General features: G+C 28.8%; 13 protein-coding genes. 11 read left to right on the forward strand and 2 right to left on the reverse strand.

Annotated features, from left to right (window positions below):
* Positions 1 to 11 precede the first annotated feature (11 nt).
* Entirely contained in the window at positions 12 to 1,481 is a 1,470-nt protein-coding gene (locus tag BN8917_RS05520) for a hypothetical protein (RefSeq protein ID WP_066871679.1), read from the forward strand.
* Between the two features lie 135 nt (positions 1,482 to 1,616).
* The gene (locus BN8917_RS05525; protein WP_066871682.1) at positions 1,617 to 2,588 is read left to right on the forward strand and encodes an NAD(P)/FAD-dependent oxidoreductase; all 972 of its coding nucleotides are present in this window, start codon (positions 1,617 to 1,619) and stop codon (positions 2,586 to 2,588) included.
* Between the two features lie 16 nt (positions 2,589 to 2,604).
* Here the strand turns inward: BN8917_RS05525 and BN8917_RS05530 are convergent, their stop codons facing one another.
* Positions 2,605 to 3,159, reverse strand: coding sequence for a GDSL-type esterase/lipase family protein (locus BN8917_RS05530; protein WP_066871685.1), 555 nt, complete (start codon positions 3,157 to 3,159; stop codon positions 2,605 to 2,607).
* Positions 3,160 to 3,183: 24 nt separating this feature from the next.
* The gene (locus BN8917_RS05535) at positions 3,184 to 3,825 is read right to left on the reverse strand and encodes a RusA family crossover junction endodeoxyribonuclease (protein WP_066871688.1); all 642 of its coding nucleotides are present in this window, start codon (positions 3,823 to 3,825) and stop codon (positions 3,184 to 3,186) included.
* Between the two features lie 179 nt (positions 3,826 to 4,004).
* Here BN8917_RS05535 and tsaD point away from each other — a divergent pair, with 179 nt between their 5' ends.
* The 9 genes from tsaD to BN8917_RS14745 form a co-directional block, all read left to right on the forward strand.
* Positions 4,005 to 5,024 (forward strand): tRNA (adenosine(37)-N6)-threonylcarbamoyltransferase complex transferase subunit TsaD, encoded by a 1,020-nt coding sequence (tsaD, locus tag BN8917_RS05540; RefSeq protein ID WP_066871691.1) that lies wholly within the window; start codon positions 4,005 to 4,007, stop codon positions 5,022 to 5,024.
* A gap of 29 nt (positions 5,025 to 5,053) precedes the next feature.
* Positions 5,054 to 6,076, forward strand: a complete 1,023-nt coding sequence (locus BN8917_RS05545) for an alpha/beta fold hydrolase (protein WP_066871694.1) — start codon at positions 5,054 to 5,056, stop codon at positions 6,074 to 6,076.
* A 78-nt stretch (positions 6,077 to 6,154) separates the two neighbouring features.
* Positions 6,155 to 7,399, forward strand: coding sequence for a S1C family serine protease (locus BN8917_RS05550; protein WP_066871697.1), 1,245 nt, complete (start codon positions 6,155 to 6,157; stop codon positions 7,397 to 7,399).
* Between the two features lie 264 nt (positions 7,400 to 7,663).
* Complete coding sequence (locus tag BN8917_RS05555; RefSeq protein ID WP_066871700.1) at positions 7,664 to 7,978, forward strand: PTS sugar transporter subunit IIB; 315 nt, start codon at positions 7,664 to 7,666, stop codon at positions 7,976 to 7,978.
* Between the two features lie 27 nt (positions 7,979 to 8,005).
* Positions 8,006 to 8,305 carry a PTS sugar transporter subunit IIA gene (locus tag BN8917_RS05560; RefSeq protein WP_066871703.1) on the forward strand — a complete coding sequence of 100 codons (300 nt, stop codon included), beginning with the start codon at positions 8,006 to 8,008 and terminating at the stop codon, positions 8,303 to 8,305.
* Between the two features lie 94 nt (positions 8,306 to 8,399).
* Positions 8,400 to 9,290: an N-acetylglucosamine kinase gene (locus BN8917_RS05565; RefSeq protein WP_066871705.1), complete on the forward strand. Its 891-nt coding sequence runs from the start codon at positions 8,400 to 8,402 to the stop codon at positions 9,288 to 9,290.
* 25 nt (positions 9,291 to 9,315) lie between these two features.
* Entirely contained in the window at positions 9,316 to 10,407 is a 1,092-nt protein-coding gene (locus BN8917_RS05570; RefSeq protein ID WP_066871708.1) for a DUF871 domain-containing protein, read from the forward strand.
* 24 nt (positions 10,408 to 10,431) lie between these two features.
* Positions 10,432 to 11,766 (forward strand): 6-phospho-beta-glucosidase, encoded by a 1,335-nt coding sequence (locus tag BN8917_RS05575; RefSeq protein ID WP_066871710.1) that lies wholly within the window; start codon positions 10,432 to 10,434, stop codon positions 11,764 to 11,766.
* A 522-nt stretch (positions 11,767 to 12,288) separates the two neighbouring features.
* A partial coding sequence (locus BN8917_RS14745; RefSeq protein ID WP_159426729.1) for an SH3 domain-containing protein occupies positions 12,289 to 13,933 on the forward strand: 1,645 nt, incomplete at its 3' end.

Consider the following 13,933-nt stretch of genomic DNA (forward strand, 5'->3'; position numbering starts at 1 on the left):
GGATTTCAAGCATGAAAAAAGTAGTAGTTTTATTTTTTACTTTGGTAGTTGCATTTGCTTTAACAAGTTGTTTTAAAAGCGATCAACTTGAAGAAAATAAAATAATGGCACCTACATCAAAACCGTTAGATATAGATGGGACTTGGGAAGTAACAGCACAGTATACTATTGGTGAAGATAGTCAATTGAAAAAGATTCAGGATATACAAAAACCAATGATTACTATATCTAGAGACGTTGCTATTGCTGGTGATTTAGAAATAGATAACCCTAAGTTTAAGTTTAAGAGGGTAATTAAGAAAAATTATCTACCACCAGCTTTTGATAGTGTAGTAAATGGAGTGCCTTTAGATGATGGTTTCATGAATATAATTACTATTTCAAATAATACAAATCTTTATTTAGATTTTATTTTAAAGAATGATAAAGAGGGTTATATTTATGCAGTGGGTGACTTATTACAGGTTAAGAGAATTTCAACTAATCTTGATGAGAATGAAATTAAGGCTGCTAATGATAAAACATCTAAGGAATATGCTTATAAGAAAAAGATGCAAGATACAGGAGTCCTTATAGGACTAAAAGAACCTGCTACTTTAGGATCTGATGGAAAGATAAAAAATGCTGTATATAAGACTGTATGGATTAGTATGATAAATGGAAAGTTACAAGAACCTATTTTCTTAAATGGACTTCTTTTACCAAGAATTAATGGAGGATTCTCTGAAATTAATATGGTTGATTCTTATCAAGATAAGAAGCCAGTTAATATTTTAACTGTTAGCAGTGAAAATAAGAATGGTAAATCTATAGTTCAGAGTAGTGTAGTTCCAAATACAATCAGAAGAGAAATTACTTTTGTAGGTAAAGATTATATAGGTCTTGAGTATTATAATAACAATAATTTTAATAGTTCATTTGATGATTATAGAATTATTCCAGTAGATAGTATTGATAGTAATAAGAGTCTTGATATGGTAAGCTTATTTGGAACTAAAGGACAAAATGCTTATATTAATAGTAGAGAAAAATTTATTGCAAGTAAATCAAGTTCAGTTCTTGAACAGTATAATTTACAGGAACAAAATATGAGTGATATAACTATGTTTAGGAAAAATGCTAGATGGGTTTTAGATGGAATGCTTAATTCTAAAACATTAGGTGTAAGTGATTTACCTTTTGATATAGATATTTCTCCAGTAGGAACTTTAGTAAATTATGATTCACTGCCTGTTAGTTGGAATAAACTTAAGGAGATAGAGCCAAATGCTAATGATGCATTTAGTTCACCTAATGGAAACTTTATTGTTATTATGAATGATAATAGTTTAAAGGTGTATGATCTTTCTAATGGTGATATTGATGAAAAACCATTAATGACCATTCCAATAGATAAGGGTGATATTTCTGTTATGGCTGAATGGGCAACAGGAGATTTTGTTAGTCTTTGGAATAAATCAGTTGAACAAAGAAAAAAATAATACTAGAATATAAATAGGATAATAAAAGTCTAAGTATATAAGATATACTTAGACTTTTATATTTTTAGAAATAATATTTATTAATATAGAAGTTTAGTTTGTAGGTAATATTATTTACTTAGAAAGGGCGTAATTATGGATTATGATGTAATTATTATAGGAGCAGGTCCTGCTGGGATGTCAGCTGCTATAGAAATTAAAAAACAAGATAAGAATATGAAAATACTTCTTTTAGAGAGAGAAGAGCAACTTGGTGGAACTTTAAATCAATGTATACATTTTGGATTTATAGATAATGATAATGAGACTGTTATGACAGGAAGTGAATATTCTCAAAAATTTGTAGATTTGGTTCATGATCTTGATATTGATTTTAGATTAGAAACTACTGTTATTTCTATAACTAAAGAAAAAATTATTTCTTATGTTAATCCAAAAGAGGGAGTTATTGAAGTAAGTGCAAAGGCTATTATTATTGCAACTGGTATTAGAGAGCTATTTTCAGGAAATATAAGTATTCCTCTTAATAAGTTTGCAGGGGTTTATACTGTTGGTGTAGCACATAAGTTTATTAATAATCAAGGATATTTACCGGGTAAGAATATAGTTATTTTAGGAAGTAGTGATAGTACACTTCTTGTTGCTAGAAGATTAATAGTTGAAGGTGCAAATATTAGAGCCATTATAGAAAGTAATACAGATCTTAGAGCTAAAGAGGAAAGTTCAAGAAAAATAGTAAAAGACTTTAATATTCCTGTTATGTTTGGATATAGGGTTAGTGAAGTTATGGGAAATGAAAGAATAGAGGAAGTATCAGTTTCTAAGATTGAAGATCATAATGAAGAACAATTAGCAGTTTTGGAAAATATAGAGTGTGATTCTTTATTAATATCAGTGAATTATTTACCAGATAAAAAACTTGGGGATATGATAGGATTAAATGTTAATGAAGATCTTGGTATAGAGATTGATGAGAATTTTAATACTAATGTAGAAGGTATATTTGCGGCTGGTGGTGTAGTAAAAGGATATTGTAGAGCTCATAGATGTGCTAAGCAAGGAAAAGAAGTTGGAGAGATTGTAGTTAAATATTGTAATGAAATTTAAAAAGGGATAAATTAGCCTAGGCTAATTTATCCTTTACTTTATTAAATATTAATTCATTTCCTTGTGTACTTAAGTGAATTCCATCAGTATAGTAAATAGTATCTACTGGAATTAAAGTAGCAAGGTTTAAGAAAGTTATATTTTGAGCTAAACAGTATTCTTTTAATAGAGTGTTTAAGCCATTAATTATTTCATTTGATTTTTCATAATCGATTCTTTTATCCCATAATTGAGATGCAAGTTCTATATGTATTTTAGGAGCACCAAGTACAATTGTAGTTATATTATTAGCTGCTGCTTCATCTATAAGTTTCTTTATGTTATTAAATATAATTCTAGGACTTCTTCCAACGATTGAATCATTTGAACCAGCCATTAAAATTACATGAGTTGATTGATTATTTACAACATCTCTTGTAAATCTTGAAAGTATACCTGCTGTAGTATCTCCTACAACACCTTTATTATTTACAGGACAATTTAGAGCTTCTCCAAGCTTAGTAACCCAAGCATATTCTCTAGCAACACCGTATCCTTTTGTTAGGGAATCTCCAATACATGTTATGTTCATATTTTTTACACTACCTTTCTGTCATTAAAATGTTTTAGTTAGACATTTTTTACATATTGTTGTCGTTCCTTTGTTAGCAGTAAAAAACTCTCCTGCTTTTAATTCTTTTTTACATAAGTCACATATCTTTATATCTTTATTTAAATCAGATAACTTGTCCTCTTTTGTTTTTGTATCTTTTTTGTTTTGAGATATAGTACTTTTGCTTTTTGGGTTATACAAAATCTTCTCTTTAGGTTCGCTATTTTTATTTATAGCATAATCAAAATTGTAATAGCTTTCTCCAAATAGTTCAAGCTCAAAACGGGGACAATCTTTGTCATAAAATTCTTCAATTATTATTTTTCTTATTTGTACATCATTTAGTATAATTCCACTTTTTTCGATTCCATCAAAAATACTCTTAGTTATATTACTTGTATCAGGATGTCTTTTAGAACTCTTATAGTATACTTTAAGAACTGCAATTAAAGACTCTTCTAAAACTATATTAGGATTTTGTATTCTAGCTTCATATGATATTTCTTCTTCATAATTTGCATATTTATCATAAGCTTTACCAGTGTTAGAAGGGAGAATAGCTCTTCCTTTAGAATTATGTAATTTAAAATTTGATTTAGTTATAGGTGAACCTTTAACAATTACTTTTGCATATGGTATTGTCATAAAAACCTCCTAAATGTAAAAATACTTTTAAGTATTGCCTACTTTGTTAATTAAACAATAAGGCAATATTAATATTGTACTAGAGTTTATTGAATGTGGCAAAGCTATAAAGTATAATACTTAATGACAATAAATTTAATATATAGTAAATGATTTTAATATAGACGAGGTAATAAATAATGGAGAGAAAAGTAATTTTAGCAATTGAGAGTAGTTGTGATGAAACAGCTGCTGCTGTAGTTGTTAATGGAAGAGAAGTTTTATCAAATGTAATTTCATCACAAATAGATACTCATAAAAAATTTGGAGGAGTTGTTCCTGAAGTAGCTTCAAGAATGCATATTGAAGTTATAAATGGAGTAGTTGAAGAAGCTTTAGAAAAAGCTAATATGACTTTAGATGATATTGATGCTATAGGGGTAACTTATGGTCCAGGACTTGTTGGAGCACTTCTTGTTGGTCTTCAATATGCTAAAGGATTAGCATATTCAACAGGAAAGCCTTTAATAGGTGTTAATCATATAGAAGGACATATATCAGCTAATTTTATAGCACATAAAGATTTAGAACCTCCTTTCATATGTTTAGTAGTTTCAGGAGGACATACTTTTATAGTTCATACTAAGGATCATGGTGATTATGAAATCATAGGGGAAACAAGGGATGATGCTGCAGGAGAAGCATTTGATAAAGTTGCTAGAGCTTTAGGGCTTGGATATCCAGGTGGTCCTAAAATAGATAAATTAGCAAAAGAAGGAGATAGCTCAGCTATTAAGTTCCCTAAAGCAAGTTTTTCTGATAATAGTTTAGATTTTTCATTTAGTGGAGTTAAATCAGCAGTTCTTAATTATTTAAATAAAGCTGAAATGAAAAATGAAGAAGTAAATAAAGCAGATGTTGCAGCAAGTTTCCAAAGAGCAGTAGTTGAAGTATTAACCGATAATGTTCTTAAAACATGTAGAAGCAGAAATGTTGATAAGATAGCAATAGCAGGGGGAGTTGCATCAAATTCAGCATTAAGAGAAAATCTTATAAGAGAAGCGGGAAAAGAAGGAATAAAGATATTATTCCCAGAACCAATTTTATGTACAGATAATGCAGCTATGATAGGTAGTGCAGCTTATTTTGAATTATTAAAAGGTAAGACTGCAAAGATGGATATAAATGCAAAACCTAATTTAAGACTTGGGGAAAGATAGAATTTAATAAATGGGGGAAAAATTAAATAATGAGTTTTATTTCATATTCAAATAGTTTTATAGGTAAAAAGCCTAGTAAAAAGAAGAAGTTTAAGAATATATTTAAAATAGTTTTAGTTGTTATATTATTAATATTTTCTGTAGGGGGCATAGCACAATTATTAATAAATAGTAGCAATAGTAAAAAGTTGGTTTTTAATAATAAGTATGTGAGTATTGATAATAAAAAGTTTTATTATAGTTTGAATGGGAAAGAAAGTCCTACTATTATATTTGAATCTAATAGTGGAATGGGAATAGATGAATGGAATAAAACTAGAGAAGTTATAGAAGAGGAATACGGACTTAAAACATTTGCTTATGATAGAGCAGGGTTTGGTATGTCTGATTTTTCTGAAACTTTAACTCCAGAAGAACAGGCTAAAAAGCTTAAACTAATTTTAAGGAAGGTAGGTTTAAGTGGACCTTATATATTTGTTGGAAATGGATATGGATCAACTGTTGTGACAAATTTCGCTAAACTTTATCCAGAACTTGTCGAAGGAGTAATTCTAATATCGCCTATAAATGAAGAGTATTTAGGCAATAATAAATATTATAATTCCTTTAAGAAAGATAAGCTTAAAAAGAAATTTGAAGTATATGGTTCATATTTAGGAGTAAATAGCTTAATTGATAAGTATATAGGTCTAAATAAACCAAAGAATTTAGAAAAGTATTTATCTGAAGAAGATTATAATAACTATAATATGTTAAGAGGATCAAGTAAATTTAATAAAGCTTGTTATGGAGAACTTGAAAATATATTAAATAAATCAAGTAATAGTCAAGAAAAGGGAATGTTTAAAAATATTCCTTACGTATTAATTACTACTGAGAATAATAAAGAAGCTCAGATTAAACTTAAAGAACTTGGAAATGAAAACTTAACTAAAGTTATAGATAGTAATATGGATTCAGAAATAATTCCTTTGGAAAAACCAGAATTATTATTAGAATCAGTAAAATATATAATTAATAATAATTTAGACAAAAAAAGTTTAAACTCTTAACAAAATGTAAATATTTGTGCCATATATATGCCATATTGATTTATTATCATTATATTAAAGGAAATTTAGGAGGTAATTATGGGAGAGTTTAACAATAGAGATGATAAGAGAAATGAAAATAATGTTTATTTTGGTATAGAAAATGATGATTATAAAGTAGAAGATGTTCAAGATGATGATTATAATCAATATGAAGAGCCAAATAATCAAAAAGACTATGATGTAAAGAAAAAAATCTCTAGAAAAGGTGCTTTAGGTACAGTAGCTATAGCTTTAACTTGTTCTTTAATTGGTGGAGGTCTTGGAGGATTTGGGGTTTACTCAGCAATGAAAGATAATACCAAGGAAGAGACTACAGTTTCTAAAGATGTTGAAGAGGCTCCTAAATTTAAAAATGATGGTACTATGACTACAGCAGAAGTTGTTAAAATGGTTTCTCCAGCAGTTGTAGGAGTTTCAACAAAGAGTTTAGTTAAAGATACTTATTTTAATGCTATAAGAGAACAGGATGGTATAGGTTCAGGTTTTATAATAAGTGAAGAAGGACGCGTGGTAACTAATTATCATGTAATTAATGGAGCTCAAGAAGTTAAAGTTATTTTAAGTGATGGTAAAGAAGTGAATGCGAAGGTTGTTAATTATGATGCAAATGCTGATATAGCAGTTCTTCAAATAACTGATAATATAAAAATGCCAGGTGTAGCAAAGCTTGGTGATTCATCTAAAGCTGTTGCAGGTGAAGATGTTATAGCAATAGGAAATCCTTTAGGAAAAGAATTTAGTGAAACTATTACTAAGGGAATTATTAGTTCACCTAATAGAAAACTTAGCATAAGTGGATCAAAGGATAACGTTGAGGAATTTATACAAACTGATGCAGCTATAAATCCTGGAAATAGTGGAGGTCCTCTTATAAATGCTAATGGTGAAGTTATAGGAATAAATACTGCTAAAAAAGTTGGAGAAGAAATTGAAGGAATTGGATTCTCTATACCTATAAATGTAGTAAAAGAAAAGTTAGATTCTTTATCTAAACCAATATTAAATATAGGTATTACTGCTAGAGATGTTAATGAGGAAACAGCTAAAAGGAATAACTTAGAAGAAGGTATTTATATTCAAGGAATAAGTGAATTTAGTCCAGCAGAAAAAGCAGGATTAAAAATTGGAGATCTTATCACAGAGTATAATGGAACAAGAGTAAAAACAGTAGCAGAATTAAATGAACTTAAATCAAAAGCAAAAGAAAATGATGTAGTTAATCTAACAGTGCTTAGAGATGGTAAAAAGATTAATGTAAGTCTTAAATTAACTGCTTCTTAATTTATAGATTTAAAAAGGAGTAACTCATGATATGGGTTACTCTTTTTGTTATTTAAGTAAGATTTATTTTTTATGTGTATATATGTGTATATATTTTTTTCTACGAAAGTATAGAATTAAATTTAAAAAATGTATATAAAAATTAGATTTTATAGTAAGTTTTGAGTGATTATCTAGAAAATAAATAGCAATTTTTAATTGGCATGAAAATTGCTTTTAATAATAGTATATAAATAAGATTAATAATATTTAGGAGGAATGGGGATGAAGAAAATATTATTAGTTTGTTCAGCAGGGATGTCTACTTCTTTACTTGTTTCTAAAATGAAGGTATCAGCAAAAGAGCTAGGAATAGATTGTACTATTAATGCAGTAGCTGAATCGGAATTAAATGATTATGATAGAGACTTTGATGTTTTATTATTAGGACCACAAGTAAGATTTTTATTTAATAAATTAAAAGATAGATTTAGTTTAGAAGGAGTACCCGTTAGTGTTATAAGTACTGTTGATTATGGAACTATGAATGGTGATAAGGTACTTAAATATGCTTTAGATTTAATGGAAAATAAACAATAAATTTATGGTAAAAAGGGGAGTTTTTTTATGGAAGAAATAATTATGAATTTAATAATGTATAGTGGAGAAGCTAGAAGTTTTTGTATGGAAGGAATTCAACTTGCTAAAGAAGGAAAAATTGAAGAAGCAAAAGCTTTAATAAATAAAGCAGCAGAACAATTAGGTGAAGCTCATCATTCACAAACAAATCTAATACAAAATGAGGCTGCTGGAAATAAGGCAGAAGTATCACTATTATTAGTGCATGCGCAAGATCATTTAATGACATCTATTACAGTTAAAGATCTTGCTACTGAAATAGTTGAATTATATTCAAGAATATCTTAATAGTATATTTTTATAATAAACTCTAGTGGATACCATTAGAGTTTATTGTATAGATATGTATAAACTTATCTAATTTAATAGGGGGTTATATATTATGGATTATGTTATAGGTGTTGATGGTGGAGGAACTAAGACAGAAACTGTAGCTTATGATTTAGAAGGTAATAAAATACTTTCAGTTTTAACTGGCTTTGGACATTTAGGAAATGGAAAAGAAGAGGCTCTTAGTAATATTATAAATGGGGTAAGAGGAATATTTGATGAGCTTGGAAGAAGTAATTTTAAAGGCTTATATTTAGGACTTGCAGGTTGTGAAATCGGAGATAATGCTAAGATAGTTTATGAAACTCTTAAAAGAGAATTAGAAGTAGAATCTATTGTAATGAATGATAGTGAACTTGCTTTAAAGGCTTTACTTAAAGGTGAAGATGGAATATTAACAATAGCAGGTACAGGTTCAATTTCTTTTGGAATTAATGGAGAAAGACAATGGAAATCAGGTGGATGGGGACATCTTTTAGGAGATGAGGGGTCTGCTTATAAAATTTCAATTGATAGTTTAAAGCAAATGATATATGAACATGATAATGATTTAGAGCTTGGAGATATGTCAAAAGCTATATTAAAAACTTTAGGATTTACTAAGGTAGATGAGATAGTAGGATTTGTATATTCATCTAGTAAAGATGAGATTGCAAAACTTGCGCCAATAGTTTCACAGTTTGCTGAAAATGGTAATAAAAAAGCTTGTAATATTATGAGAAAAGAAGGAAGAGATTTAGCGGAATGCACTAGACAAGTGTATTCAAAGCTTGGATTTGAAAAATGTTCTGTAGGTCTTGTTGGGGGAGTTATTAAAAAGTCTCAAATACTTAGAAATTCGTTTGAAAGTTATTTAAAAGAAAAAGTAGATATTGTTTCATTTATAGATGAAGATGTTTCACCTGCTAAGGGTGCATATTATATATATAAGAAAAAATTATAATACAATAATTTAGGGGGATTTATTAATGAAAAGATTAGGAATATCAGTATATCCAAATCATACATCAATTGAGGAGAACATAAAATATATAGAACTTGCTGCAAAGTATGGTTTTAAAAGAATTTTTACTTGTCTTTTATCAGCTGCTGATAAAGAAGTAGGAGAAATAGTAGCAGAATTTAAGGAAATGGTTGATGTTGCTAATAAAAAGGGAATGGAAGTTATTGCAGATTTAGATCCAACAGTATTTAAGAAGCTTAATGCTTCAATAACAGATTTATCTGTATTTAAGAATATGGGTCTTTCAGGAATAAGATTAGATATGGGCTTTAGTGGAAATGAAGAGTCAATAATGTCATTTAATAAACATGGATTAAAAATAGAGCTTAATGTAAGTAATGGAACTAAGTATGTAGATAATATACTTTCATATGAAGCAAATCTTGAAAATATTTATGGATGTCATAATTTCTATCCACATGTATATACTGGACTATCATATGAGCACTTTATTAAATGTAGTAAGCAATTTAAAGAGCTTGGAATTAGAACAGCTGCTTTTGTTAATTCACCTACAGCAAAATATGGTCCATGGCCAGTATCAGAAGGGCTTTGTACTTTAGAAGAACATAGAGAACTTCCAATAACTGTACAAGCTAAACATTTATTTGCAACAGGACTTATTGATGATGTTATTATAGCTAATTCTTTTGCTTCAGAAGAAGAATTAAAAGCTCTTAGTGAATTAAATAAAGAAATGCTTGAATTTACTGTGGAATTAAATGATGAAATTAGAGATATTGAAAAGACAATAGTTTTAGATGAATTCCACTTTAATAGAGGAGATAATTCGGAATATATGGCTAGAAGTACTCAAAGTAGAGTTAAATATAAAGGAACAGCATTCCCAGCATATAATACTCCTGATATAAAAAGGGGAGATATTTTAATAGATTCAGATCTTTATTCAAGATATGCTGGAGAACTTCAAGTTGCATTAAAAGATATGAAAAATCATGGAAAGACAAATGTTGTTGGGCATATAGTTGAAGAAGAAGTATTTTTACTTGATTATATAAAACCTTGGAGCAAGTTTGGATTTAAAACTAAAAAGTAATTAATTTAAAAGGGTAGGAGAACTATGAAAAATGGTATAAAGATAGTCACTATTGGTGGTGGATCATCATATACTCCAGAACTAGTAGAAGGATTTATAAAAAGATATGATAAACTTCCTGTAAGAGAATTATGGCTTGTTGATATTGAAGAGGGTAGAGAAAAACTAGAGATAGTAGGAAATTTAGCAAAGAGAATGGTTGAAAAAGCAGGAATTCCTATGCAAGTTCACTTAAGTTTTAATAGAAGAGAAGCTTTAGTAGATGCTGATTTTGTAACTACTCAAATAAGGGTTGGTCTTTTAGATGCTAGAGTTAAAGATGAGAGTATACCACTTAAACATGGCATGCTTGGTCAAGAGACTAATGGTGCTGGTGGGATGCTTAAAGCATTTAGAACTATTCCAGTACTTTTAGATATAGATAAAGATATGTCAGAACTTTGTCCTAATGCCTGGATGATAAATTTTACTAATCCAGCTGGAATGGTGACAGAAGCTATAGTGAGATATGGTAGAAATAAAAAAGTTATAGGCCTTTGTAATGTTCCAATAGGAATGGAAAAAGCTGTTGCTAGTATTATGAATGTAGATCATAGTAGAGTGAGAGTAGATTTTGCTGGTCTTAATCATATGGTTTATGGACTAAATATGTATGTAGATGGTGAAAATGTTACAAAGGAAGTTGTAAAAGGAATTAGTGAAGGCAGACTTGGTCAAATAGTTAAAAATGTTAAAGATTTTAATTGGGTACCTGAATTTATAGAAGCCTTAGGAGTAATGCCTTGTCCATATCACAAGTATTATTATCAAAAACAAGAAATGCTTAATGATGAGATTGAAGAATTTAAAAAAGGTCAAGCTAGAGCTGAGGTAGTTAAGAAAGTTGAAAAAGAATTATTTGAACTTTATAAAGATCCAAACCTTTCAATAAAGCCTCCACAACTTGAAAAGAGGGGAGGAGCATATTATAGTGATGCAGCTTGTAGATTAATAACTTCTATCTATAATGATACAAGAGATATTCAAGCAGTTGATGTGAGAAACAATGGAGCTATTCAAGGTATACCAAATGATTCAGTTGTTGAGATTTCAAGTATAATTACTAAGGATGGTCCAAAACCTTTAAATATTGGTGAATTACCTATAGGTATTAATGGACTTATACAAGAAATAAAAACATTTGAGAGATTAACAATAGAAGCAGCGATTGAAGGGGATTATGGAAAAGCATTATTAGCATTAACAACAAATCCATTAACAACTTCAGATAAGGTTGCTAAAGTTGTTTTAGATGAATTATTAGAAGCTCATAAGGATTATTTACCTCAATTTAAAGATTATTTTGATAATAAAATATAATAGAATTTTATAGACAATAAAAAAAGACTATTTCCATAATAGTCTTTTTTATTTTTATAGTTTTAAATAAAAATAAAATATCTTAAATAACTAATTTATGTAAATAAAAGTAATAAAATAGATGGAGAGTAAATAAAAAATATAATTTTATATTTGATTTTATCCATTTTATGTAAATTAATATAAAAATTAAAATTGATTTTAATTAATGAAATTAATGAAATATTAATAAAGTTAATACTTTATTATTGTTTTTTTGAATTGAGGAAAGTTTATGAACAAAAAAATTTTTTATCATATTCCTATATTTCAAAATATTGTATTGATAAAATAGCTACTATTTTATAAAGTTAGTGAATGTTTTTTTATCTATAGGAAGAATATTTACTATTTATATTATTTAGGTATGAATAACAAATTAATAGTTATTTTACAAATTAATCAAGCTGCTATAAAATTTTACTATAAGGATTTTTAGAAAAATTATGAAATTTACATAGGCATAGTTTGGAGGAGAAAATTATGAACAAAAGAAAAATTATAGGATTATTAGCAGCAACAACATTAATCTTTGGAGGAGCAGGAATTGCTAAAGCTGAATCAGCTCACCAAGTATCATCAAGTACAACACAAGTACAAGATGTTAATTTATTAGCAAATACAAATGTATCAGGATATGCATGCGTAATTAACGGGAACGGAAATTTAGTTTTATATTCAAATACACAAGCTAAAGCAGTATCAGGATATGTTTCAGTTGGAGAAATGCTACACATCTTAGGACAACAAGGAAATCTTATTAAAGTTCAAGTTGAAGAAACAGGAGCTGTAGGATATATAAATAAAGCTAATGTTTACGATATAATAGATGCTAGTGCAAATAATGTTGTTAGAATGAATAGAAATGCACAAGTAATAAATGTATCATCAGTTGTAAATGTTAGAACAGCACCATCAATGGGAGCTAAGGTAGAAACAACATTAACAAATGGAACACAAGTTAGAGTTACAGGTAAAGCTGGAGATTGGTTCAGAGTATCTGTAAACGGAGTTAAAGGATATATATTTGGTGAATACTTAGAATGTGGAAACTTCACAACTTCAAATGTTACATCAAATTCAACATCAAGTAGTTCAACAGGTTCAACATCAAATGGAAGTGGGACAGTACAAAATAATGGAACAGGTTCATCATCAAGCGTAAGTGGAACAACACAAAATAGTGGAACAAGTTCATCATCAAGTACAAGTGGAGCAACACAAAACAATGGAACAGGTTCAACATCAAATACAAATGGAACAACAAAAATACAAAGCTTACAAAAACAATTAAGTGAACAAAAGAGTAAGTTAAAAGATTTAAATAATAAATTAGATAATATGAAGAACCAACTACAAAAGGATAAGGCTTCAGCAAGTAAAATAGAAAATGAAATTCCACAAATTAAGAATGAGATAAAGAATGTTGAAAATAAGATAAAAGATATTGAAGGTCAAATCAAGAATGAACAACAACAAAAGACAGTATATGAATATGTTAACTGTAAGTCAGTATATCTTAAATCAGAAGCAAATACTAGCTCAAAGAATTTAGGATTATTAATAAGAGGAAATAAGGTAGAAGTTCTTTCACAATCAGGAAAATGGACTAAGGTAAAAGTTGATGGAGTAACAGGATATGTAGAATCACAATACTTATCATCAAAAGAACCAGCACCAGAACACAATGAATCAAAAGAAGTATATGCATATGTTAACTGTAAATCAGTATATGTAAAAGCAAAAGACGCAGTAACTTCAGATAACCTAAAAACATTATTTGAAGGAAATAAAGTAGAAGTTCTTTCACAATCAGGAAAGTGGACTAAGGTAAAAGTTGATGGAGTAACAGGATATGTAGAATCACAATACTTATCATCAAAGGCACCAGAAGCAGTAAAACCAGCTGACCAAACAAAGCCAGCAGTAAAACCAGCTGATCAAACAAAGCCAGCAGTAAAACCAGCTGACCAAACAAAGCCAGCAGTAAAACCAGCTGATCAAACAAAGCCAGCAGTAAAACCAGCTGATCAAACAAAGCCAGCAGTAAAACCAGCTGATCAAACAAAGCCAGCTGTAAAACCAGCTGATCAAACAAAGCCAACAGTAAAACCAGCTGACCAAACAA

This window comes from Clostridium mediterraneense (assembly GCF_900091705.1).
GTDB lineage: Bacteria > Bacillota > Clostridia > Clostridiales > Clostridiaceae > Sarcina > Sarcina mediterraneense.